The sequence below is a fragment of the Pantoea sp. B270 genome (assembly GCF_018726825.1).
In the GTDB taxonomy this organism is placed as follows: Bacteria; Pseudomonadota; Gammaproteobacteria; order Enterobacterales; family Enterobacteriaceae; genus Pantoea; species Pantoea dispersa.
Genome location: NZ_JAHCSX010000001.1, coordinates 119,266 through 144,935, shown reverse-complemented (window position 1 = coordinate 144,935; position 25,670 = coordinate 119,266). Strand labels below are relative to the sequence as shown.

The 25,670-nt window shown below is 59.1% G+C and carries 24 protein-coding genes; 8 read left to right on the top strand and 16 right to left on the bottom strand.

Translation table 11 applies throughout. The features are described 5' to 3' along the window. Positions 1-14 precede the first annotated feature (14 nt). Complete coding sequence (gene dxs / locus KOL70_RS00685) at positions 15-1,880, top strand: 1-deoxy-D-xylulose-5-phosphate synthase (protein WP_215480078.1); 1,866 nt, start codon at positions 15-17, stop codon at positions 1,878-1,880. A gap of 67 nt (positions 1,881-1,947) precedes the next feature. Continuing rightward, positions 1,948-2,922, top strand: a complete 975-nt coding sequence (locus tag KOL70_RS00680; RefSeq protein ID WP_150361499.1) for an aldo/keto reductase — start codon at positions 1,948-1,950, stop codon at positions 2,920-2,922. 126 nt (positions 2,923-3,048) lie between these two features. Here the strand turns inward: KOL70_RS00680 and pgpA are convergent, their stop codons facing one another. The 6 genes from pgpA to nrdR form a co-directional block, all read right to left on the bottom strand. Then, positions 3,049-3,540 carry a phosphatidylglycerophosphatase A gene (gene pgpA / locus KOL70_RS00675; RefSeq protein ID WP_021507165.1) on the bottom strand — a complete coding sequence of 164 codons (492 nt, stop codon included), beginning with the start codon at positions 3,538-3,540 and terminating at the stop codon, positions 3,049-3,051. Then, positions 3,527-4,504: a thiamine-phosphate kinase gene (gene thiL / locus KOL70_RS00670; protein ID WP_021507164.1), complete on the bottom strand. Its 978-nt coding sequence runs from the start codon at positions 4,502-4,504 to the stop codon at positions 3,527-3,529. Before thiL ends, pgpA begins: the two co-directional genes overlap by 14 nt. 46 nt (positions 4,505-4,550) lie before the next feature. After that, a complete protein-coding gene (gene nusB / locus KOL70_RS00665; RefSeq protein ID WP_031279648.1) occupies positions 4,551-4,970 on the bottom strand; it encodes a transcription antitermination factor NusB in 420 nt (139 codons plus the stop codon). 19 nt (positions 4,971-4,989) lie between these two features. Beyond that, positions 4,990-5,460 (bottom strand): 6,7-dimethyl-8-ribityllumazine synthase, encoded by a 471-nt coding sequence (ribE, locus tag KOL70_RS00660; protein WP_021507162.1) that lies wholly within the window; start codon positions 5,458-5,460, stop codon positions 4,990-4,992. Between the two features lie 93 nt (positions 5,461-5,553). Further along, entirely contained in the window at positions 5,554-6,657 is a 1,104-nt protein-coding gene (gene ribD, locus KOL70_RS00655) for a bifunctional diaminohydroxyphosphoribosylaminopyrimidine deaminase/5-amino-6-(5-phosphoribosylamino)uracil reductase RibD (RefSeq protein WP_215480077.1), read from the bottom strand. A 3-nt stretch (positions 6,658-6,660) separates the two neighbouring features. Next, the gene (nrdR, locus tag KOL70_RS00650; RefSeq protein WP_031279647.1) at positions 6,661-7,110 is read right to left on the bottom strand and encodes a transcriptional regulator NrdR; all 450 of its coding nucleotides are present in this window, start codon (positions 7,108-7,110) and stop codon (positions 6,661-6,663) included. Positions 7,111-7,281: 171 nt separating this feature from the next. Here nrdR and lysM point away from each other — a divergent pair, with 171 nt between their 5' ends. Continuing rightward, positions 7,282-7,719, top strand: coding sequence for a peptidoglycan-binding protein LysM (gene lysM, locus KOL70_RS00645; protein WP_215480076.1), 438 nt, complete (start codon positions 7,282-7,284; stop codon positions 7,717-7,719). A gap of 15 nt (positions 7,720-7,734) precedes the next feature. After that, entirely contained in the window at positions 7,735-8,310 is a 576-nt protein-coding gene (locus tag KOL70_RS00640) for a DUF3251 domain-containing protein (RefSeq protein WP_215480075.1), read from the top strand. A 65-nt stretch (positions 8,311-8,375) separates the two neighbouring features. Here the strand turns inward: KOL70_RS00640 and secF are convergent, their stop codons facing one another. Genes secF through queA form a run of 5 tightly spaced genes read right to left on the bottom strand, consistent with a single transcriptional unit; the run spans position 8,376 to position 13,820 of the window. Next, entirely contained in the window at positions 8,376-9,344 is a 969-nt protein-coding gene (gene secF / locus KOL70_RS00635; RefSeq protein ID WP_021507157.1) for a protein translocase subunit SecF, read from the bottom strand. 10 nt (positions 9,345-9,354) lie between these two features. Continuing rightward, the gene (secD, locus tag KOL70_RS00630) at positions 9,355-11,202 is read right to left on the bottom strand and encodes a protein translocase subunit SecD (protein WP_071813591.1); all 1,848 of its coding nucleotides are present in this window, start codon (positions 11,200-11,202) and stop codon (positions 9,355-9,357) included. A 25-nt stretch (positions 11,203-11,227) separates the two neighbouring features. Next, positions 11,228-11,560 carry a preprotein translocase subunit YajC gene (gene yajC, locus KOL70_RS00625; RefSeq protein ID WP_021507155.1) on the bottom strand — a complete coding sequence of 111 codons (333 nt, stop codon included), beginning with the start codon at positions 11,558-11,560 and terminating at the stop codon, positions 11,228-11,230. 25 nt (positions 11,561-11,585) lie between these two features. Further along, positions 11,586-12,710 carry a tRNA guanosine(34) transglycosylase Tgt gene (gene tgt, locus KOL70_RS00620; protein ID WP_021507154.1) on the bottom strand — a complete coding sequence of 375 codons (1,125 nt, stop codon included), beginning with the start codon at positions 12,708-12,710 and terminating at the stop codon, positions 11,586-11,588. 39 nt (positions 12,711-12,749) lie between these two features. Then, complete coding sequence (gene queA, locus KOL70_RS00615) at positions 12,750-13,820, bottom strand: tRNA preQ1(34) S-adenosylmethionine ribosyltransferase-isomerase QueA (RefSeq protein WP_058769378.1); 1,071 nt, start codon at positions 13,818-13,820, stop codon at positions 12,750-12,752. Positions 13,821-13,924: 104 nt separating this feature from the next. On the opposite strand from queA, the gene KOL70_RS00610 reads away from it, so the two are divergent. The 4 genes from KOL70_RS00610 (at position 13,925) to KOL70_RS00595 (ending at position 18,939) form a co-directional block, all read left to right on the top strand. Next, complete coding sequence (locus tag KOL70_RS00610; protein WP_215480074.1) at positions 13,925-14,506, top strand: ACP phosphodiesterase; 582 nt, start codon at positions 13,925-13,927, stop codon at positions 14,504-14,506. Between the two features lie 162 nt (positions 14,507-14,668). Further along, the gene (locus KOL70_RS00605) at positions 14,669-15,478 is read left to right on the top strand and encodes an inositol monophosphatase (protein ID WP_058757972.1); all 810 of its coding nucleotides are present in this window, start codon (positions 14,669-14,671) and stop codon (positions 15,476-15,478) included. Continuing rightward, positions 15,475-16,710 carry a histidine-type phosphatase gene (locus tag KOL70_RS00600; RefSeq protein ID WP_215480073.1) on the top strand — a complete coding sequence of 412 codons (1,236 nt, stop codon included), beginning with the start codon at positions 15,475-15,477 and terminating at the stop codon, positions 16,708-16,710. Before KOL70_RS00605 ends, KOL70_RS00600 begins: the two co-directional genes overlap by 4 nt. Before the next feature lie 276 nt (positions 16,711-16,986). Beyond that, positions 16,987-18,939 (top strand): acyltransferase family protein, encoded by a 1,953-nt coding sequence (locus tag KOL70_RS00595; RefSeq protein WP_215480072.1) that lies wholly within the window; start codon positions 16,987-16,989, stop codon positions 18,937-18,939. A gap of 42 nt (positions 18,940-18,981) precedes the next feature. Here the strand turns inward: KOL70_RS00595 and proY are convergent, their stop codons facing one another. The 5 genes from proY to phoR all read right to left on the bottom strand — a co-directional run bounded on the left by proY (position 18,982) and on the right by phoR (position 25,659). Beyond that, positions 18,982-20,337, bottom strand: coding sequence for a proline-specific permease ProY (gene proY / locus KOL70_RS00590; RefSeq protein ID WP_058757974.1), 1,356 nt, complete (start codon positions 20,335-20,337; stop codon positions 18,982-18,984). 69 nt (positions 20,338-20,406) lie between these two features. Next, entirely contained in the window at positions 20,407-21,726 is a 1,320-nt protein-coding gene (brnQ, locus tag KOL70_RS00585; protein ID WP_021507147.1) for a branched-chain amino acid transporter carrier protein BrnQ, read from the bottom strand. 402 nt (positions 21,727-22,128) lie between these two features. Continuing rightward, complete coding sequence (locus KOL70_RS00580) at positions 22,129-23,235, bottom strand: cobalamin-independent methionine synthase II family protein (protein ID WP_211725159.1); 1,107 nt, start codon at positions 23,233-23,235, stop codon at positions 22,129-22,131. 165 nt (positions 23,236-23,400) lie between these two features. Beyond that, positions 23,401-24,327, bottom strand: coding sequence for a PstS family phosphate ABC transporter substrate-binding protein (locus KOL70_RS00575; protein WP_215480071.1), 927 nt, complete (start codon positions 24,325-24,327; stop codon positions 23,401-23,403). An 18-nt stretch (positions 24,328-24,345) separates the two neighbouring features. Next, on the bottom strand, positions 24,346-25,659 hold the full coding sequence (phoR, locus tag KOL70_RS00570) for a phosphate regulon sensor histidine kinase PhoR (protein ID WP_215480070.1): 1,314 nt from the start codon (positions 25,657-25,659) through the stop codon (positions 24,346-24,348). Positions 25,660-25,670 lie beyond the last annotated feature (11 nt).

Here is a 25,670-nt window from a genome sequence, read left to right as displayed (position 1 = left end):
ATAATGAGTCTCTGATGAGTTTTGATATTGCAAAATACCCGACACTGGCGTTAGCAGGCACGGTTCAGGAATTACGTTTACTGCCTAAAGAAAAACTTCCGGACCTGTGCGACGAGCTGCGTCAGTATCTGCTGGACAGCGTGAGCCGCTCGTCTGGCCACTTTGCTTCGGGTCTGGGCGTCGTCGAGCTGACCGTCGCGTTGCATTATGTGTATAACACCCCGTTTGACCATCTGGTGTGGGACGTCGGCCATCAGGCCTATCCGCACAAGATTCTGACCGGCCGCCGCGACCGTATCGGCACTATCCGTCAGAAAAATGGCCTGCACCCGTTCCCGTGGCGCGGCGAAAGCGAATATGACGTGCTGAGCGTGGGCCACTCGTCGACGTCCATCAGCGCCGGTCTCGGCATGGCCGTGGCCGCCGAACGCGAAGGCAAAGGTCGCCGCACCGCCTGTATTATTGGCGACGGCGCGATTACCGCGGGCATGGCGTTTGAAGCCATGAACCACGCCGGTGATATCAAGCCGGACATGCTGGTGATCCTCAACGACAATGAGATGTCGATCTCTGAGAACGTGGGCGCGCTGAACAATCGCCTGGCGCAGATTCTCTCGGGGAAAACCTATTCACGCCTGCGCGAAGGCGGCAAGCGCGTGCTGGGCGGCCTGCCGCCGATCAAAGAGCTGGTGAAGCGCACCGAAGAGCACCTGAAAGGCATGGTGGTGCCGGGCACGCTGTTTGAGGAGCTGGGCTTTAACTATATCGGTCCGGTCGACGGTCACGATGTGCTGACGCTGGTCAGCACGCTGAAGAATATGCGCGATCTGAAAGGGCCGCAGTTCCTGCACATCATGACCAAAAAGGGCAAGGGCTACGCGCCGGCGGAAGAAGATCCGATTACCTGGCACGCGGTGCCGAAATTCGATCCGGCCAGCGGCTCGCTGCCGAAAAGCGCGCCGGGCCTGCCGAGCTACTCGAAAATTTTTGGTAACTGGCTGAGCGAGATGGCCGCCGACGATGCGCGGCTGATGGCCGTGACGCCGGCCATGCGCGAAGGCTCCGGCATGGTGAGCTACTCGCGTGATTATCCGCAGCAGTATTTTGACGTGGCGATCGCCGAGCAGCATGCGGTGACGTTTGCCGCAGGCATGGCCATCGGCGGTTATAAGCCGGTGGTGGCGATTTACTCCACCTTCCTGCAGCGCGCCTACGACCAGGTGATTCACGACGTGGCAATTCAGCAATTGCCGGTACTGTTTGCTATCGATCGCGGCGGTATCGTGGGTGCCGACGGCCAGACGCACCAGGGGGCGTTTGATATCGCCTATCTGCGCTGCGTGCCGGGCATGGTGATCATGACGCCAAGCGATGAAAACGAGTGTCGTCAGATGCTTTACACCGGCTACCACTATCAGGATGGCCCGAGCGCGGTGCGCTATCCGCGCGGCACCGGCACCGGCGCCACGCTGGAACCGATGGCCAGCCTGCCGCTTGGCAAAGGGGTCATCCGGCGTCGCGGCGAGCAGCTGGCCATCCTCAACTTTGGTACTCTGCTGCCGGAAGCGCAGGCCGCCGCCGACGCGCTCAACGCCACGCTGGTCGACATGCGCTTTGTTAAGCCGCTGGATGAAGCCCTGATTAGCGAACTGGCGGCCAGCCACGACGCGCTGATTACGCTGGAAGAAGGCGCGATCAAAGGCGGTGCCGGCAGCGGCGTCAACGAATACGTGATGGCGAAACGCCTGCGCGTGCCGGTGCTTAACCTCGGCCTGCCGGATGAGTTCATTCCGCAGGGAACGCAGGAAGAAGTGCGTCAGGATTATCAGCTGGACGCCGCAGGCATCCAGCAGCAAATCGCCGCCTGGCTGGCGCAGTAACCGCCCTTCCCCGCTCCTGCTGCTATGCTTGAGGGTAAAACCCCACGCATAAGAGCAGGAGCCCTTCATGAAAACCGTTCGTTTAGGCCAGACCGATCTGCAGGTTTCACGTCTCTGTTTAGGCTGTATGACCTATGGCGATCCGCTGCGCGGTAACCACGCCTGGACGCTGCCGGAAGAGAGCAGCCGACCGCTGATTAAGCAGGCGCTGGACGCGGGCATCAACTTCTTCGACACCGCTAACAGCTACTCCGACGGCAGCAGTGAGGAGATCCTCGGCCGCGCGCTCAAAGATTACGCGCAGCGCGATCGGGTGGTGGTGGCGACTAAAGTCTATTTTCCGCTGAGCAACCTGTCGCAGGGGCTGTCGCGCACCAATATTCTGCAGTCGATTGATGACAGCCTGACACGGCTTGGCATGGAGTATGTCGATCTGCTGCAGATTCATCGCTGGGATTACGCCACGCCGATTGAAGAGACGCTGGAAGCGCTCGATCAGGTAGTGCGGTCAGGCAAAGCGCGTTACATCGGGGCTTCCTCGATGCATGCCACCCAGTTTGCGCAGGCGCTGCAGTTACAGCAGCAGCATGGCTGGGCGCGTTTTGTCAGTATGCAGGATCAGTACAACCTGATTCAGCGCGAAGAAGAGAAAGAGATGCATCCGCTGTGCCAGCGCGAAGGCATCGCGGTGATGCCGTGGAGCCCGCTGGCGCGCGGTAAGCTGACGCGTCCGTGGGGAGAAACCACTGCGCGTTCGGTGTCGGATAACGTAATGGAAAAACTCTATACCGGCACCGAAGAGAATGACGCGGCCATTGCGCAACGGCTGGCAACGGTGGCTGCGGACAAAGGCGTGACGCGCGCGCAGGTGGCGCTGGCGTGGCTGCTGCATAAGCCGGTGGTTACCGCGCCGATTATTGGTGCCTCGCGCGAGCAGCAGTTTGCCGAACTGGTGAAAGCCGTGGACGTGGAGCTGAGTTCAACCGATATCGCCGAGTTGGAGAGCGTCTACCAACCGCATCCGGTGGTGGGATTCGAGTAACAGTCCAGTCAGGTCGCCTTCAGGGCGACCTGATGTCACAGGCAATGCATGCATGGCAACCTGCTGTGGGCTAGGCATTCATGGCAACGCTTTCTGTAGGGTGCACATTCATGCGCACCTGGCGCATTAAAGCACCAGCCCCAACCCATACAAAATCGCCGCTGAAATGACCCCGGCGATAATGTCATCGACCATAATGCCCATGCCGCCGTGCACGTTACGGTCGAACCAGCGAATCGGCCACGGCTTCCACATGTCGAAAATACGGAAAATCACAAAGCCGGCCAGCACCCATTGCCAGCTCATCGCCGGTATCGCCATCAGCGTAATCCACATGCCGATGAACTCATCCCACACGATGCTGCCATGGTCGTGCACACCCATATCACGCGCGGTGCGGTGACACAGGTAGACACCCACGCTAATGCCAATCAGCACCAGCAGCGAATACAGCTGCAGCGGCAGCAGCGTCATCAGCCACCAGAAGGGAATGGCGGCAATTGAACCGGCGGTGCCGGGCATAATCGGGCTCAGGCCGCTGCCAAAACCGGTCGCCAGCAGGTGCCACGGATTGGCCATGCGCAGACGGCTTTTAGCCACATCTTTATTTAGCGTCAAAGTGATCAAATCCCTTGTGATGGAAACTGCGCGGCTTGCCGTTCTCCAGCAGCGTCAGCCCTTCTGCTTCCGGCGCGATCTGGCCGATGCAGGTATACGCCACGCCAAGATGCCCCAGCGCCACATCCAGTGCACCACGATTGACTTCCGGCACGGTAAAGCACAGCTCATAATCCTCACCCCCGCTCAGCGCCCAGCGCAGCACCTGTTCCGGCTCAAAGTGATCGCGCAACGCAGCCGACAGCGGCAGCGCATCCAGATTAATGCGGGCACCGACGCGGCTGGCGGTGAGAATGTGGCCGAGATCGGAGATCAGGCCATCGGACAGATCGATGGCTGACGTCGCCAGATTGCGCAGCGCCTGGCCCTGCAGCACGCGCGGCATCGGGCGCAGATGGCGCTTGATCAGCACTTCATGCACCGCCGGATCGTTCAGGCGATGGTGGTGCTGCAGCAGCGACAGGCCGGCGGCGCTGTCGCCCAGCGTGCCGGTGACAAAAATCCAGTCACCCGGTTTGGCCCCGGCGCGCTTCAGCGCACGGCCGGCCGGCACCAGGCCATGAATGCCCAGCGTCAGGCTGAGCGGCCCGCGGGTGGTATCGCCGCCGATCAGCTGCATATCGTAGTAATCCAGCAGCTCAAACAGGCTGTCGCTGAACGCCGCCAGCCACGGCTCATCCACTTCGGGCAGGGTTAACGCCAGCGTTAACCATGCCGGATCGGCGCCCATCGCAGCCAGGTCGCTCAGGTTAACCGCCAGCGCTTTGTAGCCGAGATCGGCCGGATGGATATCACGTAAGAAATGCACGCCCGCCACCAGCGTATCGGTGCTGATGGCCAGCGTCTGTTTTTCCGGCACGTTAAGTAACGCGCAGTCGTCACCAATTCCCTTCTCCACATCGCGGCGGGAGCTGGTGACGCGGTTAAAATAACGTGCGATCAGTTCGAATTCACCACAGGACATAAGTCAGGTCTCAATGAAAAAAGGCCGGTGAGCCGGCCTTTTGCACTTATTTTTTGTTCGGTCGAATTTGCGGAGCGGCTTTATCCAGCACGCCGTTAACAAATTTATGGCTGTCTTCAGCACCAAACACTTTAGCCAGTTCGATACCTTCGTTGATCGCCACTTTGTACGGCACATCGTCACGCTTGCTCAGTTCATAGAGCGAAATGCGCAGGATGGCTTTTTCTACCTGGCCCAGCTCTTCCAGCTGGCGCGACAGGTAAGGCTTCATCAGGCCGTCCAGGAACGCGCTGTTGGTCGCCACACCGGCCAGCAGTTCGCGGAAATAGCTAATATCGACGTCTTTGACGTCTTGTTCCGCCAGAAACTGGTATTCCACATCGGCAATGTCGTTGTTAGACAACTGCCAGGAGTAAAGCGCCTGGACAGCGCACTCACGGGCGCGACGACGAGCAGCAGGTTTCACAAAATTCCCCTTACAAAAATCAGGCTTTGATGGCTTTCAATACGTTAATCATTTCAAGTGCGGTCAGGGCCGCTTCGGCGCCTTTGTTACCCGCTTTGGTGCCGGCGCGTTCAATCGCCTGCTCGATGTTTTCGGTGGTCAGGACGCCGAAGGTCACCGGAATTTCGCTGTTCATCGCTACGTGAGCGATGCCGGAGCTGGCTTCACCCGCCACGTATTCGAAGTGTGCGGTACCGCCACGGATCACCGTGCCCAGTGCAACGATCGCGTCGTGCTTGCCGGTTTTCGCCAGGGCGCGTGCCGCCAGCGGCAGCTCGTAAGCGCCCGGTACCCAGACCACGGTGATGTTTTCCGCTTTGACCTGGCCAATACGCTTCAGCGCGTCAACTGCACCGTCCAGCAGGCTGTCATTGATGAAATTGTTAAAACGCGCGATTACGATGGCAATATTGGCATCAGGCGTGGCAACAGCAGCTTCGATAACTTTCATACATATCCTTTGGGTGTTTGTTTTATGGCCCCGCAGAAGGGGGCGGATTCTATCATACTCTTCGGCAACGCGCTCAGGCTTTTCCGTGCATGCTCAGCGTGGTGTCAGGGTCAGCCGTAAATCGTCGCCAACCTGACGCACGTCGCTAAAATTCAGCGCTGGCGCATCGGCCAGCGTTTCCAGTCCCGGCAGCGCACACAGGCCGCGCGCGGCGTTACCCAGCAGTTTCGGCGCCAGATAAACGATCAGTTCATCCACCAGGCCGGCCTGCAGCAGCGCACCGGCCAGACCGGCACCGGCCTCGACCCACACGCTGTTGATCTGACGCTGACCGAGCAGCATCATCATCGCCACCAGATCGAGCTGCTCACCGCGCGGTGGCACCTCAATCTGACTCACGCCCGGCGGCCAGCTTTGTGCATCAGCCTCGGTGCGCATCAGCCAGATTTCGCCGGGCTGGGCGATCAAACGATGCTGTGGCGTCACGCGCTGCTGGCTGTCGATCACCACCCGCACCGGCTGACGCAGCTGGCTCTCATCCAGCTGCTGGCGCACGGTCTCGCTCAGTTCATCCCAGCGCACCGTCAGCGACGGATTGTCCGCCAGCACGGTGGCGCTGGTGGTAAGGATAGCTGAACTGCGGGCACGTAAACGTTGCACATCGCGCCTTGCCGCTGCGGAAGTGATCCACTGGCTTTCGCCGCTGGCCATGGCGGTACGGCCATCCAGCGAGGCGCCCAGTTTGAGCTGAATCCACGGAAAACCGGTACGCATGCGTTTGAGAAAACCGCGATTAAGCGCTTCCGCTTCGTTCATCATCAGGCCGTGACTCACGTCGATGCCGGCCTGCTGTAAACGATACAAGCCGCGCCCGGCCACCTGCGGATTAGGATCCTGCATCGCCGCGACCACCCGGCTGACGCCGGCGGCAATCAGCGCATCGCAGCACGGCGGCGTCCGACCGTGATGGCTGCAGGGTTCCAGCGTGACATATGCGGTCGCACCGCGTGCGTGGTCACCCGCCATGCGCAGCGCGTGCACTTCCGCGTGCGGTTCACCGGCGCGCTGATGCCAGCCTTCGCCCACGATCTCACCATCGCGCACGATAACGCATCCGACGTTAGGATTCGGGGTGGTGGTGTATTGTCCGCGCCGCGCCAGTTCCAGCGCGCGCGCCATGTAGTGCGCATCGGTCATGGATTAATCCTGTAAGCGGGCGATCTCTTCGCCAAAATCACGAATATCTTCAAAACTGCGGTACACCGATGCGAAGCGAATATAAGCAACTTTATCCAGCTTCTTCAGCTCTTCCATCACCAGGTTACCAATCAGCTTGCTGGGAATTTCACGTTCGCCGGTGGCGCGCAGCTGGGTTTTGATGTGATTGACCGCATTGTCGACGGCATCCGCGCTCACCGGACGCTTCTCCAGCGCCTTCATCATGCCGCTGGCCAGCTTATCTTCGTTAAAGGGTTCGCGCACGTCGTTGCTTTTCACCACGCGCGGCATTACCAGCTCGGCCACTTCAAAGGTGGTAAAACGCTCATGGCACACCAGGCACTGGCGGCGGCGGCGCACTGAGGAGCCCTCACTAACCAGACGTGAATCAATCACTTTGGTGTCCACAGCGGAGCAGAATGGGCAATGCATGACGTTTCCTGTCGCGAGAATTGGGGGCAGATAGTGTAGCGCGTTCCCGGTTGCAACAAAATACAGGGCGCAGAATCGCCACCTGGCTCACAGCGACGCCTGACGGTTACAGCAAACCGTGAAAAGTTACTAAGCTTAGAGAGCCAATCCGGCTTAATGACAGGAGGATGTATGGGTTTATTCAATTTCGTCAAAGAAGCGGGTGAAAAACTGTGGGATGCGGTGTCAGGCGGCGATGACCAGAGCAAAAAGCTGCAGGAGCACATTAATCAACTCGGCCTGCCCGACAGCGATAAAGTGAAAGTCGATGTCCAGGGCGATACCGTGAAGGTCAGCGGTGACGGTATCTCGCAGGAGCTGAAAGAGAAGATTCTGGTGGCGGCGGGTAACGTGGCCGGCATCACCAAAGTGGAAGATAACGTGACCACCATTGACAGTGCTGCGCAGGCCGAATTCTACACGGTGAAAAAAGGCGATACCCTGAGCGCTATCTCGAAGCAGGTGTACGGCACGCCGAACGAATACAACAAGATCTTTGAGGCGAACAAGCCAATGCTGACGCATCCTGATAAGATCTATCCCGGCCAGGTTTTACGTATCCCTAAATAACCGGAAGGACATTGCATGACGTTCAGGATGATTTGGGTGCCGGCAGCGCTTGCTGCGCTGGTGCTCAGTGGTTGCAGCTCCACCCCCGCTTCACCTCAGGTCAAAGCGCTGCATCAGGAAGTGAGCCAGCTCAACCAGCAGATGCGCAAACTGACCAGTCAGGCCAGCGCGCTGGAGATTCAGGGGCAGCTCAACAGCCAGTCGACGCAGGGCGCATGGTTACTCCCGCAGGCGAATACGCCGGTAGAGCTGCAGACGCAGCTGGGTAAACTGCGCCTGTCGCTGTCGCACGTTGAGGGGGAAGCCAGCGGCAGCCGCGCTAACCTGAATATCCGTGCAACCGATGATAAGCCAGTGCCGGCGCTCAACGCCCGCGTGGTATGGGGCGAAATGGATCCCGCCAGCGGCAAGCCGCTGAACGCCGACAGCCTGAGCCAGACCATTACCGTGCCCGCCAGTCTGATGCCGCGCAGTTCGGTCAGCGTACCGCTGCGCCTCAGCGGGCTGGCACCGGGTCAGCTTGGCTACGTGCGCGTGCATGATGTGCAGGCGGTGACGGACGCCAGCGGCGCGGTTGTCGCAGGCCAGTAATTCTGGCGTCAGGCATAAAAAAAACAGGCTGCACTCAGGCAGCCCGTTTCATATCTCCAGCACAATTACGGCAGAATCGAAGGCTGATCGGCGCCCTCTTTCTCCACTTTCTGCACCAGCATGTGTTCACGCTTCATGCCCAGCTTCAGCGCCAGCGCGGACGACACGTAGATCGACGAAACGGTACCGATGGTGACACCGATCAGCATGGTCAGCGAGAAGCCTTTCAGCAGCGCGCCACCAAAGATGAACAGGATCAGGATCATCGCCAGCGTGGTGATCGAGGTGATCAACGTACGGCTCAGCGTCTGGGTCAGCGACACGTTAGTGATGTCGTAAGAAGAACCGCGACGGATTTTGCGGAAGTTCTCACGAATACGGTCGGAAACCACGATCTTATCGTTGAGCGAGTAACCAATCACCGACATCAGCGACGCCACAATCGTCAGATCGATCTCAATGTGGAACAGCGACAGAATGCCGCAGGTGATGATCACGTCGTGCGCCAGCGCCAGCACGGTGCCCAGCGCCAGACGCCACTCAAAGCGAAAGCCGATGTAGATCAGAATCGCAATCAGCGCCGACAGCAGCGCCATCGCTCCGGCCTGCGCCAGATCGCTGCCCACGCTCGGGCCCACGAACTCAATTCGCTTCACGGTCGCGTTCTGCTGCGTCGTCTGGTTGATCGAGGCGACCACTTTGTTGCCCAGCTCCTGGCCTGCATTGCCGGTGGTCGGTGGCATACGCACCATCACATCACGGCTGCTGCCAAAGTTCTGTACCAGCGGCTCCTCAAAGCCTGCCTTCACCAGCCCGTCACGCAGCGCATCCAGATCCGCCGGCTTCTCGAGGTTGATCTCAATCACCGTCCCGCCGGTGAAATCGAGCCCCCAGTTAAAGCCGCGCACACCGATAATGGCGATGGACGCCACAATCAGCAGGCCGGAGATGATAAAGGCCAGCGTATCCCAGCGCATAAAGTCGACGACTTTACGCCCATGGTTCAGCTGTTCAATACTATATTCCTGTGCCACAACGCACTCCTCAGATAGACAGCTTATTGATGCGTTTGCCGCCGTACACCAGGTTAACGATGGCACGGGTGCCGACGATAGCGGTGAACATGGAAGTCGCGATACCGATAGCCGTGGTAATCGCAAACCCTTTGATCGAGCCGGTACCGACCGCATAAAGAATGATAACTTTAATCAGCGTGGTGACGTTGGCGTCGACGATACTGGAGAAGGCGCCTTTATAGCCTTCATGAATCGCCTGCTGTACCGAGCGTCCGTTACGCAATTCTTCTTTAATACGTTCGTTAATCAACACGTTAGCATCCACCGCCACCGCCAGCGTCAGCACGATACCGGCAATGCCCGGCATGGTGAGCGTGGCGCCCGGTAACAGTGACATGATGCCGACAATCAGCACCAGGTTGCACAGCAGGGCGCTGGTCGCAATCAGACCAAACTTCTTGTAGAACACCACCATAAAGATGATGGAGGCGATCAGCCCCCACAGACAGGCTTCGAGACCCTGCGTGATGTTCTGCTGGCCCATGGTTGGACCGATGGTCCGCTCTTCCACAATCTGGATTGGCGCAATCAGCGCACCGGCACGCAGCAGCAGCGACAGCTGACGCGCTTCGTTCGGGTTGCTGATACCGGTAATTCGGAAGCTGTTGCCGAGGCGCGACTGAATGTTCGCCACGTTAATCACTTCTTCCTGCTTCACCAGAATCGCACGACCGTTCGCATCTTTCTTACCGCTGTCCTTGTACTCCACAAACAGGGTCGCCATCGGCTTGCCGATGTTGTCCTTGGTGAAGTTGGACATGATGTTACCGCCGGCGCCATCAAGCGAGATATTCACCTGCGGCTGGTTGTACTCATCCATGCTGGACGTCGAGTCGGTGATGTGGTCACCGGTGAGAATCACGCGCTTGTACAGCACCACCGGCTGACCTTCACGCGTCTTTTTCACTTCCGAGTCACCCGGCACGCGGCCGCTGGCGGCTGCGCTCGGATCCACCGAGGTGTTGACCAGGCGGAACTCCAGCGTTGCGGTAGCACCCAGAATCTCTTTAGCACGCGCGGTATCCTGGATACCCGGCAGCTCAACCACGATGCGGTCAGCGCCCTGACGCTGTACCAGCGGCTCAGCTACACCCAGCTGGTTCACACGGTTACGCAGGATGTTAATGTTCTGCTGCACCGCATATTCGCGCGCTTCACTCAGACGCGCATCGGTCATCACCGCACGCAGCGTGTCGCTGCCAGCGCTGGTGATCACCAGGTCGCGATGGCGCGGCGTCAGATAGCTGATGGCCGCATCACGGCTGGCGCCGTCGCGGAAGCGTATTTCGGTGCCGTAGTTAGCGATTTTGCTAACGTTGGTGTAAGGGATATTTTTTTCGCGCAGATCGCTGCGCAGGCCATCAGCATTCTGCTCCTGCAGCTTGCCGAGGGCAGTATCCATGTCGACTTCCATCAGGAAGTGCACGCCGCCGCGCAGATCGAGGCCGAGTTTCATCGGTTCAGCGGCCAGCATGGTCAGCCAGCGCGGTGTGGCAGGGGCCAGGTTGAGCGCCACGACGAAATCTTCGCCCAGCGCATTGGTGATGGCTTCACGCGCGCGCAGCTGAATATCCGTGTTAGCGAAACGGGCCAGAATGGCACCATTTTCCAGCGCGAGGGATTTGCTCTGGATATTGTCTTGTTTTAATACGGTCTGGATCTGATCCAACGTTTGCTCACTGGCGGCGCCACCGCGCGCACCAGTGATCTGAACGGCCGGATCCTCACCATAAAGGTTAGGAAGCGCATACAGCAGGCCGACGAGAATCACGACGACCAGCATGATGTACTTCCACAAAGGATAACGGTTTAACACGGCAGTTCCCTTCGGGAAGAATAAATTACAGCGCCTTCATTGTACCTTTCGGCAGAACGGCGGCCACGAAATCACGTTTAATCACTACTTCAGTGGTGTCGTTCAGGGCGATAGCGATGTAGCCGGTTTCAGCCACTTTCGTTACGCGTCCCACCAGGCCACCGTTGGTCAGCACTTCATCACCTTTGGAGATGGAATCCATCAGCTTTTTGTGATCTTTGGCGCGCTTCTGCTGTGGACGCAGGATCATGAAGTAGAAAATCAGACCAAAAACCACCAGCATGATCACCAGAGAATACGGACTTCCCTGAGACGGAGCGCCAGCTGCGGCCACGGCGTCAGAAATGAAAAAGCTCATTAAATTTCCCTCATTGATAGAATTATCAGACGTTTAACGGTGGAACCGCTTTGCCCGTCCGTTGGTAGAACTCGCTAACAAAGTGCTCTAATTTACCCTCTTCGATGGCCTGGCGTAAACCCGCCATCAGACGCTGGTAATAGCGCAGATTGTGGATGGTGTTCAGACGTGCGCCCAGTATTTCGTTACAGCGATCAAGATGATGCAAGTAGGCACGCGTGTAATTGCGACAGGTATAACAATCACACTCCGCATCCAGCGGCGCGGTGTCATCTTTGTATTTCGCATTGCGGATTTTCACCACGCCATCGGTGACGAACAGATGGCCATTGCGCGCGTTACGCGTTGGCATAACACAGTCAAACATATCGATACCGCGGCGAACGCCTTCCACCAGATCTTCCGGTTTGCCGACGCCCATCAAATAACGCGGTTTGTCTTGCGGAATTTGCGGACAGACGTGTTCCAGGATGCGGTGCATGTCCTCTTTTGGTTCACCCACCGCCAGGCCGCCCACAGCGTACCCATCAAAGCCAATCTCTACCAGACCTTTAACCGAGACATCACGTAAATCTTCGTAAACCCCGCCCTGAATAATGCCAAACAGCGCATTTTTGTTACCGAGCGCGTCAAAGCGGTCGCGGCTGCGCTGCGCCCAGCGCAGTGACATCTCCATCGAGCGTTTAGCGTAATCCCAGTCCGCCGGATACGGCGTACATTCGTCGAAAATCATCACAATATCGGAGCCGAGATCGTACTGAATCTCCATCGATTTTTCCGGGTCGAGGAAAATCGGGTCGCCGTTGATGGGGTTGCGGAAATGCACGCCGGCTTCAGTGATCTTACGGATATCACCGAGGCTGAACACCTGGAAGCCGCCGGAGTCGGTCAGGATCGGTCCCTGCCAGTGCATGAAATCGTGCAGGTCGCCGTGCAGTTTCATGATCTCCTGCCCCGGGCGTAGCCACAGGTGGAAAGTGTTGCCCAGCAGGATCTGCGCGCCGGTCTCTTTCACTTCTTCCGGCGTCATGCCTTTGACCGTGCCGTAGGTGCCGACCGGCATAAACGCCGGGGTTTCCACGACGCCGCGATCAAAGACCAGACGGCCACGGCGCGCGCGCCCGTCGGTGGTATCTAATTCAAATTTCACATTGACCTCTTTCGATAATCAGAGAAACAGTCTGATTACTCAGCCACCAACGATTTCGTCGGGAGCCTGTGGATTACGGGTGATGTACATCGCATCCCCGTAGCTAAAGAAACGGTACTGCTCCGCCACCGCGCTTTGATAAGCCGCCATGGTGTGTTGATAACCGGCAAACGCCGAAACCAGCATAATCAGCGTCGATTCCGGCAGGTGGAAGTTGGTGATTAGCGCATCAATCACCTGATAGTGATAGCCCGGATAGATAAAGATCTGCGTGTCATCGAAAAACGGCGCGATCAGCCCATCCTGGCAGGCCTGCGCTGCGCTCTCCAGCGATCGCACCGAGGTGGTGCCCACCGCCACCACTTTGTTACCGCGCGCTTTGCACGCCAGCACCGCGTCCACCACGTCCTGCGGCACTTCGGCATATTCAGAGTGCATGATGTGATCGTTGATGTTCTCTACGCGCACCGGCTGGAAGGTGCCAGCGCCGACGTGCAGCGTCACAAACGCCATCTCCACGCCTTTCGCCTTCAGCGCCGCCAGCAGCGGCTCATCGAAGTGCAGACCGGCGGTCGGCGCTGCCACCGCGCCGGGGCGCGCGCTGTACACCGTCTGATACAGCTCGCGGTCAGCTTCCTCATCCGGACGATCGATGTACGGCGGCAGCGGCATATGGCCGACGCTGTTCAGGATATCCAGCACCGCGCGATCGTCCGCAAACTCGATTTCGAACAGCGCATCGTGGCGCGCCACCATGGTGGCTTTGACGCTTTCGTCGTCGCCCAGCAGTAATTCGGCACCCGGCTTCGGCGCTTTGGAGGCGCGCACGTGCGCCAGCACGCGTTTGTCATCCAGCATGCGCTCAACCAGCATCTCAATTTTGCCGCCGCTGGCTTTACGACCATAGACGCGCGCCGGAATCACCCGGGTATTATTGAACACCAGCAGATCGCCCGGATTGAGCTTATCCAGCACATCAGTAAACACGCCATGGTTCAGCGCCCCGCTCGGGCCATCCAGCGACAGCAGACGACATCCGCTGCGCTGCGCCTGCGGATAGTGGGCGATCAAAGATTCCGGTAATTCAAAGGCAAAATCGGCTACACGCATGCATCACTTCTTCAGGACTCAAAAAACAGGCGGCATAGTTTAGCGGAAAAGTGGGCAATTCTGAACAACTGGCTGCGCCGGTGTGATTCTGCCTATAATGCGCCATGAACTTTCTTGCTCACCTTCACCTTGCCACCCTGGCCGACAGCTCACTGCTGGGTAATCTGCTGGCCGACTTCGTGCGCGGCAACGTTGAGGCGCAGTGGCCGCAGCCGGTGGTGGCCGGTATTGCCCTGCACCGGCGCATTGATGTGCTGACCGATAACCTGCCGGAAGTGCGCAGCGCGCGTCAGCTGTTCCGCGCCGAAACGCGCCGCGTCGCGCCCATCACCCTCGACGTGATCTGGGACCACTTCCTGGCGCGCCACTGGGATCAGCTGCATCCGGCGCAGTCGCTGTCTGCCTTTAGCGCTGCCGCCGAGCGCGACATTGTGCCGCAGCTGCCCGGCACGCCGGGCGATTTTATCGAGCTCAACGCGGTAATGTGGCGCGAACGCTGGTTTGAACACTATGCTGACCCGGCGCGGCTGGCGCGCGTGCTAAGCGGCATGGCGCATCGCCGGCCACGGCTGGCGACGCTGCGCGACTCGTATCAGGATTTTGTCGACCACTACACCCAGCTCGAACCGCTGTTTTTCCAGTTCTATCCACGCCTGATGGCCGCCGCGCGCGCCCGGCAGCTGTGAAGCACAATTTGCCGCTGCCCCGCATTGCCTCCCCTTGCCAGCCGCAGCCATCTGCGGCTTAATGAAGCCTTGCTTAACTTTTGTTAAGCCAGTCACACAGCCATGGCGCTTTATCCTGCGTGGTTCGCCACGTCTATTGCCAGTGAATGATAAGAGGGAAAAATGTCATCAGCTACGCTAACCGAATTAGATGCCCGTTATCACTATGCCTGTGAGGTGGCGAAAACCGCCGCCAGCCGCGCGCTGGCGTGGTATCAGCAGCGCCATCAGCTGGTGGTGGAGCACAAGAAGGATTTGCAGGATGTGGTCAGCGAGGCGGATCGCAACGTTGAACTGCTGGTAAAACACCTGATTCATGAGCGTTTTCCTGACGATGCGGTGCTGGGTGAAGAGAGCGGCGGTGACGTCAGCGGCGCGCGCTTTATCTGGGTCATCGATCCGATTGACGGCACCAGCAGCTTTCTTAATGGCCTGCACAACTGGTGCGTCTCGCTGGCGATTGTCTGTGACAATCAGCCGGTGATTGGCGTAGTCAGCGATCCTAATCATCAGGAAACCTTCCACGCCTGCCGCGGCAAAGGTGCCTGGGTGAATGACAAGCGCATTCAGGCACACAGCGCGCAGCGGCTCGATCAGGGGCTGCTGGGCCTCAGCAGCTCCAACAGCCAGCCGATTGAACCGCTGACCACCTTTATCAGCCAGCTGCTGGCGCAGGGCGGCATGTTTATCCGCAACGGTTCCGGTGCGCTGATGAGCGCCTGGGCGGCCGCCGGCCGGCTGATTGGCTATTACGAAGCGCACATGAATCCGTGGGATGGCCTGCCCGGCATTGTGCTGATGCGCGAAGCGGGCGGCGTCACCAACGATTATCTCAGCCACCATGGCCTGCAACAGGGTAATCCGGTGCTGCTGGCCAACGCGGTGCTCTATCCGCAGCTCAAAGCGCTGCTGCCGGCACAGCCAACGCTATGACGCGTCTGCTGCTGAGCGCGCTGCTGGCTTTGCTGGCGCTCACCGCGCAGGCGCAGCCGCGCTACCAGCTGGAAAAAGTGGTAGAGATCAGCCGTCACGGCGTGCGTCCTCCCACCGCAGGTAACCGCACGGAAATCGAAGCCGCCACCCAGCGCGCCTGGCCGCGCTGGCGCAGCGCCGACGGCGAACTCACCGCACACGGTTATGCAGCGGTCGTGAATAAAGGTCGCTGGCAGGGTGAACACTATCGCCAGCTCGGCCTGCTGCGCGCCGGCTGTCCCGATGCCAGGCAAATCTACGTGCGTGCCAGTCCGCTGCAGCGCACCCGTGCCACGGCGCAGGCGCTGCTGCAGGGCGCCTTTCCTGGCTGCGATGTGGCAGTTCATCACGTCGCGGGGGCGGTCGATCCGCTATTTCAGAGCGAAAAACTGCCGTTCGGCCAAACGGATGCTGCCACGGAGCGGGCAGCGGTCGCGGCGCGCGCCGGCGATCTCACCGCACTGCAACAGCGTTTACAGCCCGCCGTGCAGCAGCTCAGGCAGGCGGTGTGTGCGGCAGATTGCCCGTTCTTCGATCGCCCCTGGCAGCTGAAGCAGAGTAAAAGCGGCCATACCTACGTGCAGGGTCTCAGCGTGCTGGCCAGCATGGCCGAAACCTTACGGCTCGGCTGGAGCGAAAATCTGCCGTTCAGCCAGCTGGCGTGGGGCAACATCACCCGGGCGCAGCAGATCAGCGCCCTGCTGCCGCTGCTGACCGCCAATTACGATCTGAGTAATGATGTGCCATATATCGCGCAAAAGCGTGCGTCGATTCTGCTGGACGCGGTGGTGCGCAACCTGCAGGACGATGCGGCGACGTCCTCCACCCGCTGGCTGCTGCTGGTGGCACACGACACCAATATCGCCATGTTACGCACGCTGATCGGCTTCAGCTGGCAACTGCCCGGCTATGCGCGCGGTAATATTCCGCCCGGCAGCAGTCTGGTGTTTGAGCGCTGGCGCGATAACCAGACGCAGACGCTGCTGCTGCGCGTCTATTTTCAGGCGCAAAGTCTGGATGCGCTGCGCCAGCTAACGCCGATCGATCGGCAGCACCCGCTGCTGCGCCAGGAGTGGCATCAGCAAAACTGTCGCCAGACGGCGGTGGGTACGCTGTGTCCTTATCAATCGACGCTTGATCACTGGCGCACCGCCATTGATCAGCGCGCGGTAATCCCCGTGGACTATCCCTGACGCCAGCCACCGGGTTAAGCCAGACAGATTACGCCGGCTTATTCCTGCAGCGAAATTACAGCAATAAACTGCAAGCTGATGGGCACGGTTATCTGAGACTTTTCTTTTTTTTCCCTTAAAAGCGTTAACGCTGAAAAACTGCGATATGCTGCACGGGTCAATCATCCCTTAGTAATACCTTTCTCTTTTTACATTTTTCGGCGACAGGATGCGCCGAGCTATTTTTACCCGCAGTAATAAAATCGCAAATTAACATTGAATAACTGGGATCCTGTTATGTCTGTACCTGTTTCGCTGCGCTATCGTCCGGATATCGATGGTCTGCGCGCTGTCGCCATTATATTGGTTGTGCTGTTCCACTGCGGCGTCAGCGCCGTGCCGGGCGGCTTTATTGGCGTCGATATATTTTTCGTTATTTCCGGCTTTTTAATTGGCGGTATTATCAGTAAAGAAATTACCGCCGGCACCTTCTCGTTTTATCAGTTTTATTTACGCCGCATCCGGCGTATTGCGCCCGCCCTGTTTTTTACGCTGATGGTATTGCTGCTGCTCGGTTATCTGCTGTTATCCCCGCTGGAATTAAGCCAGCTGGCAAAATACAGCATGGCGGTATTTCTCTCGGTGCCCAATATGCTGTTACTGAAGAGCGGCGACTATTTCAGTGCAGATGCCGATCTCAATCCGCTGCTGATGACCTGGTCGCTGGGCATTGAGGAGCAGATCTATATCGTGCTGCCGTTTATTCTGCTGCTGGCCGCGCGACTGCGGCGCACAATGACCGGCATGGTGCTACTGCTCAGCCTGCTGTCGCTGGCTGGCTGCCTGTGGTTAACGCCCCTCTCCAGCACTCAGGCGTTTTATCTGCTGCCAACCCGCGCCTGGGAACTGGGTGCCGGCGTGCTGCTGGCGCTGTGGCAACCCCGCCCCGTCACCGGCCGGCTGGCCAGCCTCTGTCATCTTGCTGGCTGGCTGCTGATCATTGGTGCCACGCTGTTATTCAGCCATAGCGATCGCTTCCCTGGATGGCTGGCGCTGCTGCCGGTGCTGGCGGCCTGTCTGATGATCGGTGCGCGCAGCCCGCTCAATCAGCGGCTGCTGGAGAACGCGCCGATGCGCTTCATCGGTAAAATTTCCTACTCGTGGTATCTGTGGCACTGGCCGCTGCTCAGTCTGGCACGCATCTGCAGCGATCGACCGCTCAGTATCTGGCAGGCGTTGAGCATCTGTGCCGTGGCGCTGGTCATCGCCTGGCTCTCCTGGCGCTTCGTCGAACAGCCATTCCGTCGGGCGCGCAGCGGTACGCGCTGGCTGATCCCCGGCTACTGCGCCTCGTCGCTGCTGGCAGCCGGTGCCATGGTGCTGCTGTGGCAGAGCGGTGGCCTGAAATCGCGCGTCAGTGAAGCGGTGATGCTCGGCGACGAATGGAAAGTCGCCGCCCAGCGCGATCCCTGCCTGCTGGATTACGGCGCCACGCGGCCCGCCCGCGATGCGCAGTGCCAGCCGCAGAGTGACACACCGGCGATAGCGCTGATTGGCGACAGCCATGCCGCGGCGCTGGCGGCTAACGTCGCCGATTACGCCCGGCGACAGCAGAAACCGCTGTTTCAGCTGACCAAAGCCTCCTGCCCTTTCCTGCTTGAGGCCACGCGCGCGATGCCGCAAAAACCGCAGCATGCACAGCAGTGCCTCGATTTTAATCAGCGGGTTTTGCCGATCATCCTGAGCGATAAAATAGACGAAGTGGTGATTAGCGCGTTCTGGGCGGCGGGCCTCAGTGCGCAGCCGGGCAGCGGATTCCGCAGTCTCCGCGATCCGGCGCAGGACAATCTGCAGGCGCTGAAAAGCGGGCTGGATACCGTGGTGGCGCAGCTGCTGGCGGCGGGGAAAAAGATCACCCTCATAGACGATGTGCCGACCATCACGCTCGATCCGCTGCGCTACAGCCATAACCGCAATATACCGCTGCGCCGCAGCCTCAATAGCTGGCTCAGCGCGCAGGATGGCGCGGCGCTGGCGACGGAACGCACGCAGCAGTTGCAGATGCCAAACGCATCGGTGGCAGAGCTGTTAAAGGATTATCAGCAGCATGGCGTGCGCGTGTTGTCACTGCAGGAGACGTTGTGTAATGCGCAGGGGTGTCTGGTCACTCATCAGGGCATGCCGCTCTGGTACGACAATAATCACCTGAATCCGTACGGCGGAGAGATGGCGCTGGGAAAAAACTGGTAATGCACCACGGGCGAAGTCTCGCTTCGCCCGTGGTAAAGCTTCTTACGCTTTACGTTTCTTCGCCAGCGGCCAGGCCAGCAGCAGCAGAACAATCCACGCAAACCCGACATATAGCGAGATACGCGTATCCGGGAAGTAGCCAATCAGCGCGATGATAAAGGCAAGGAACAGCACCCCCACCCACGCCGTAGCGCTGCCGCCCGGCAGAGCAAACTGCAGCTTACCGGCCTGCTCTTTGCCGATTTTGTGGCGGAACGCGATCTGCGATAGCAGAATCATAATCCACACCCACACGGTGGCAAACGTCGCCAGCGAGGCAATCACCAGGAACACTTTTTCCGGCATCAGATAGTTGAGGTACACCGCCACCAGCATGGCAAGCATCATCACCAGCACCGTGACCCACGGAATGCCGCGATTCGACACCTTCATAAACATCTTCGGCGCATGACCCTGCTGCGCCATACCGTGCAGCATGCGGCCAACGCCAAACACATCGCTGTTAATCGCCGACAGCGAGGCAGTCAGTACCACAAAGTTCAGAATGGAGGCGGCGGCGGCGATGCCGAGGTGCTGGAAAGTCAGCACGAACGGGCTGCCTGCGGTACCGACCTGGTTCCAGGGATAGATCGACATGATCACAAACAGCGTGCCGACATAGAACACCAGAATGCGCAGCGGTACGGAGTTGATGGCGCGCGGGATCGATTTCGCCGGATCTTTGGCTTCGCCGGCGGTGATACCAATGATCTCAATGCCGCCGTAGGCGAACATCACCATCTGCAGCGACAGCAGCATGCCGACGATACCGTGGGCAAAGAAGCCGCCGTTGGTCCACAGGTTATGGATGCCGGTCGGCTGACCGCCGTTGCCGATGCCCCAGAAAATCATGCCGAAACCGGCCACGATCATGATGATGATGGTGGCGACTTTGAAGAAGGAGAACCAGAACTCCACTTCGCCAAACACCTTAACGCTCATCAGGTTGATGGCGCCGATGATCAGCACCACCGACAGCACCCAAATCCAGTGCGGCACGTCCGGGAACCACACGCCCATGTAGATACCAAAAGCCGTGACGTCGGCGATCGCCACAATCAGGATTTCAAAGCAGTACGTCCAGCCGGTGATATAGCCCGCCAGCGGTCCGAGATAATCCTGCGCGTAGCGTGAAAACGAGCTGGCCTGCGGATTGTTAACCGACATCTCGCCCAGCGCGCGCATGATGATATACGCCACGGCGCCGCCGATGATGTAGGCCAGTAGTACGCTGGGGCCTGCCATTTTGATGGCATCTGCCGAGCCGTAAAACAGCCCGGTGCCGATCGCCGATCCCAGCGCCATAAAACGGATGTGGCGCGTGCTCAGTCCGCGTTTGAGCTTATTGGTTTCTTGCATAACAAACAGTACCTGTGGAAATGAAAAAACCACGGGCAAGCCCGTGGTCGGAATTAACAGCGATGTTGCTTACTGGTGAACGGCAACCTGCTCACGCCCTTTCACCCGGTCAACCACCGCAGCAATCACCAGCATCGCCAGCGACGGCGGCAGCCAGGAGAGTCCCTGATCGGCCAGCGGCAGATGCTGGCTAAACAGCGGCAGCGCATCTTTAAAGCTGGTGGTTTTGATGGCGTCGACGATACCAAACAACAGGCTGATCAGCATGGTTGGCGCAATGATACGCGTGCTGCGATTCCACCAGCTCAGGGTAAAGCTCAGTACCACCAGTACGATGCACGGCGGATAGATAGCCGTCAGCACCGGAATCGAAATCTGAATCAGGTGGCTGAGACCGAGGTTCGACACCAGCATGGCGAACAGGCCGAGAATAAACACCAGCGCTTTATACGACAACGGCAGGTATTGCGCAAAGAATTCTGCGCAGGCGCAGGTCAGGCCCACCGCCGTAACCATACAGGCGACGAAAATCAGCGCGGCGAGGAAGACACTGCCCATGCCGCCGAAGGTCTGCTGCACGTAAGCATGCAGAATCGCCGCGCCGTTAGCGTTCTGATCGACAATCGCGCCGCTGCCGGAGCCCAGCTTGAACAGGCTGAGGTACACCAGCGTCAGACCGACACCGGCGATCACGCCGGCCAGCATGGTATAGCGCGTCAGCAGTTTGCTGTCTTCCACGCCACGTGAACGCGCCGCATTAACGATGACGATACCGAACACCAGCGCGCCGAGCGTATCCATGGTCAGATAGCCGTTCACGAAACCGCTGGAGAAGGCCGCACGCTGGTAGTCGGCGGTGGCCGGCGAAATGCCGCCAGCCGGCCACAGCAGCGCCGCGACGCCCAGAATGGTCAGCGCGACAATTTTCAGCGGCGCGAGGAAGTGGCCGACGGTGTCCAGCAGCTTGCCCGGATAGAGCGAAATGCCAATCACCAGCGCAAAGTACACCAGGCTATAGATAAACAGCGGCAGCGGGCCGTCGCCGGTCAGTGGCGCAATCCCGACTTCAAATGAAACGGTCGCGGTGCGCGGCGTGGCAAACAGCGGACCGACGGCGAGGTAGCACACGGTGGCGAGCAGCAGACCGGCCGCTTTACCAATCGGTGAGCTGAGCGCATCAATACCGCCGCCAACGCGCGCCAGCGCGATCACGGTCATCACCGGCAAACCAACCGCGGTGATCAGGAAGCCGAAGGCGGCAATCCAGACATGTTCACCAGACTGAATACCGACCATAGGCGGGAAAATGATGTTTCCTGCGCCAACGAACAGGGCAAAGGTCATGAAGCCCAGCGCCAGGATATCCCTGGAGGTTAAACGATGTGTCATAAACTTCTGTACTGCCTGTAGCTGATGTTGCGGTGGAAGTTGGGTTTGTGTTGTCCCCTGGATGCGCGAAAACAATGGCTTAACTGGCTTGACCAGTGCGTTATGCGGGCCGAATCGGTACAGCGCAGGTGATTTAAACTGCTTTTCTTCTGTTCACAGAGGGATGAATCGACAACGGCGCAAATTAAAACGTTTATAGCGAAGAAAGGCAATACAGGATCGGAAAACCAGAAGGATATAACAGGAAAGCGTCAGAACGCAGTGGATAAGCAGGAAATAGTCGGAAAACACCTGAGATGATTTGCTTAAAGTTTCTGCAAAGCGGGCGATCTCCTTGCAGAAACCGCCGCAGGGATGCACAAAAGGCGCGCTTTACGCGCCTGTTTGCACAACTTTACAGCATCACCACACCTGTTGTGCGATGTCGACAACCAGACGAATCTTCTGCCACTGCTGCGCTTCGGTCAGGCTGTTGCCCTCTTCCGTTGACGCAAAGCCACACTGCGGGCTGAGGCAAATCTGGTCGAGGCTGACAAACTGCGCCGCTTCCTGCAGGCGCGCCTTCACCTGTGCAGCGTCTTCCAGCTCGCCGGTTTTGGTGGTGATCAGCCCTAATACCACCTGCTGATGACCCGGTTTGATGAAACGCAGCGGCTCAAAGCCACCGGAGCGCTCATTATCGTACTCGAGGAAAAACGCGTCGATGTTCACGCTGCCAAACAGAATTTCCGCCACCGGCTCGTAGCCGCCTTCCGAGATCCAGGTCGAGCGGAAGTTACCACGACACACGTGCAGGCCGACGGTGAGATCCGCCGGTTTATCTTCCAGCGCGCGATTCAGCACCTGCGCATAAATGTGCGCCAGCTGTTGCGGATCTTCACCGCGCTCGCGAATTTGCTGCTGCTGATCGCCTGAACACAGGTACGCCCACACGGTGTCATCCAGCTGCAGATAGCGGCAGCCAGCGTCGTAAAACGCCTTGATCGCATCCTTGTAAGTCTGTGCCAGATCGGCGAAGTACTGCTCCAGATCCGGATACACCGTGGCATCAATCACTTTACGGCCGCCGCGGAAGTGCAGCACGCTCGGGCTGGGAATGGTCATTTTCGCCACCGCATCGCCGGCCACGCTTTGCAGGAAGCGGAAATGGTCCAGCATCGGATGCTGCGGGTTAAAAGCGACTTTGCCGGTGACCTTCACGCCGTGCGCTTTGGTCTGCACGCCGTTGAACTGAATGCCCTGATCGGCCTCAAACAGCTCAACGCCGTGCAGATGGCCAAAGAAATCAAAGTGCCACCAGGCGCGGCGGAATTCACCGTCGGTCACCACCTGCAGACCGTTGGCGCGCTGCTGCTCCACCACCTGGCGAATCGCATCGTCTTCTACCTGACGCAGCTGGTCGGCGCTGATGGCACCACTGGCGAACTGTTCACGTGCCTGTTTAATGGCGGCGGGACGCAGAAAGCTGCCGACGGTATCGGCGCGGAACGGGGCGGTGTTGCGTTGCATATTCACTCCTGCACTGACACATAATTGCGTCAGGGTATAATTGCGTACGGTTATTTTTGGCCATCTGGATGGCTATATGTCCATAAGAGTGACATGCCGCCCCACCGGCGGCAATGGAAGAAAATTCAGGGGACGTGAAAAAAATTCATGATCGGTCAGCGTGAATTAGTTTTGCGCAATCGCCGCGCGCGCCTGCGCGATCTGGCTGTCGGACAGCGGCAGGTAGCCGGCCTCCGTTACGCGGCGCTGGCCCTGCGCAGAAAGCACCTGCTGCAGAAAGGCGGCGACCAGCGGCGGCAGCGGTTTGCCGGGCGCCTTGTTAACGTAGATATACAGCGGGCGCGACCACGGATAGCGGCCGCTGCGGATCGATTCGGCATCTGGCATAACGCTGTCGCCGCTGGCGGTGACGATCGGCAGGGTTTTCACGCCGCTCAGGTGAAAGCCAAAACTGGCATAGCCGATGCTGTTCGGCGTGCTGGCGACCGCCTGCACCACCGCCGCCGAGCCGGGAAACTCCGCGACGTCAGCGCGGAAATCGCCGCGACACAGCGCCTGCTGCTTGAAGAAGCCCCAGGTGCCGGAAGCGGAGTTACGGCCAAAGCGCTGAATACTGCGCGTTGCCCAGTTCGCCGTATGCAGGCCAACATCGCCCCAGCGCTGCGGCACCTGCTGTGCGCCGCACAGCCGCGTCACGGAGAACAGCGCATCCAGCTGCGGCTGACTGATGGACGGCAGCGGATTGTCCTGATTAACCACCACCACCAGCGCATCCATCGCCACCGGCACCGCCAGCGGTGCATAACCATAGCGCGCGATAAACAGCTGACGCTCATCCACCTGCATCGGCCGGCTCATGGCGCCAAGCTGAGCGGCCCCTGCGGCCAGCGCGGTCGGCGCCGTCGACGATCCCGCCGCCTGCACCTGCACGTTGACGCCCGGCGACTGACGGCTGAAATCTTCGCCCCACAGCGTCATCAGATAGCCCAGCGTGTCCGAGCCCACGCTGCTCAGGTTGCCGGTCAGCATGCTTTGCTGAGCCGTCACCAGCAGCGGGCACAGTAATAAAAGAGAGAGCAGCAGTGATTTCATCACAGAGTCCGGTGGCGTTTACTGCGCCACATTCTCGCGGATTCCGTTCGCCACAATCAAGCGCGGTGGCAGCACGAAGCGGAAGCAGGTTTCCTGATGCGGCACGCTGCTGATCTCCAGCCGCGTGGTGTGGTGGCCGAGCGCGTGCTTAACAATGGCCAGCCCCAGCCCGCTGCCGCCGGTGGCGCGCGAGCGCGCTTTATCCACGCGGTAGAAGCGTTCGGTCAGGCGCGGCAGATGATCCTCGCTGATGCCGGGCCCGTTGTCGCACACTTTAAATTCGGCGCCCTGTTTGGTGCGCAACCAGCTGATGTCGATGCGCGTGCCATCCGGCGTGTGGTTCACCGCGTTATACACCAGATTGGAAATCGCGCTGCGCAGCTGTTCATCATTGCCGAACACCTTCAGGTGTGGATCGGTATGGAAATGGATGCTGTGACGGCCCTGGCTAAGGGTTTCCGCCTCGCGCTGCAACAGCAGCAGCATGGTCGGCACATCCACCGTCTCTTTCAGATCAATGGCGGGGGCCGCTTCGATGCGTGACAGCGTCAGCAGCTGCTTCACCAGGCTGTCCATGCGTCGCGTCTGCTCCTGCATGGTACTGAGCGCCTTGCTGCGGGTGCGCTCGTTCATCCCGACATCGTCCATCATCTCCAGATAGCCCTGCAGCACCGTCAGCGGGGTACGCAGTTCATGGCTGACGTTGGCGAAGAAGTTACGCCGCGCTCCTTCCAGCTGGTGCATCTGGGTGACGTCACGCGCCACCATCAGCCACTGACCTTCGCTGTAAGGCATGACGCGGAATTCCATGTGATGCTGATTATTCAGCACCAGCGTCAGCGGCTTGTTGAAGTCGCGCTGGCGGATATAGCGGGAGAATTCAGGGTAGCGCAGCAGGTTGAGGATATTCTGGCCGTTATCTTCCGGCCAGCGCAGCCCGAGATGCTGCTGGGCCAGACCGTTACACCAGAAAATGGTGCCCTCTTCGGTGGTGAGCACCACCGCGTCCGGCAGCGATTCGGCCCCGCTGCGAAAGCGTTTGATCAGATTGCCCAGCTCGCGCCGGCGGCGGCGATTGCGCAACTGCATTTGATACAGGCCGTAAAACAGCGGTTCCCAGCTGCCGCGCCCGGTGGGCGGCGTCATTGAACGATCAATCCACAGCCAGTGCGACAGCCGCATCAGATTTTTGAAGTGCCAGAACAGCACGCCGCACACGGCCAGTAACAGCCACCACGGCAGATAGCCAACCAGCAGACCCAGCACCAGCGCAGGCAGACACACCAGCGCCAGCTCGGTCAGTAATCTCTTCCAGGAGAGTCGTTCCAGCACGGTAAAAGACT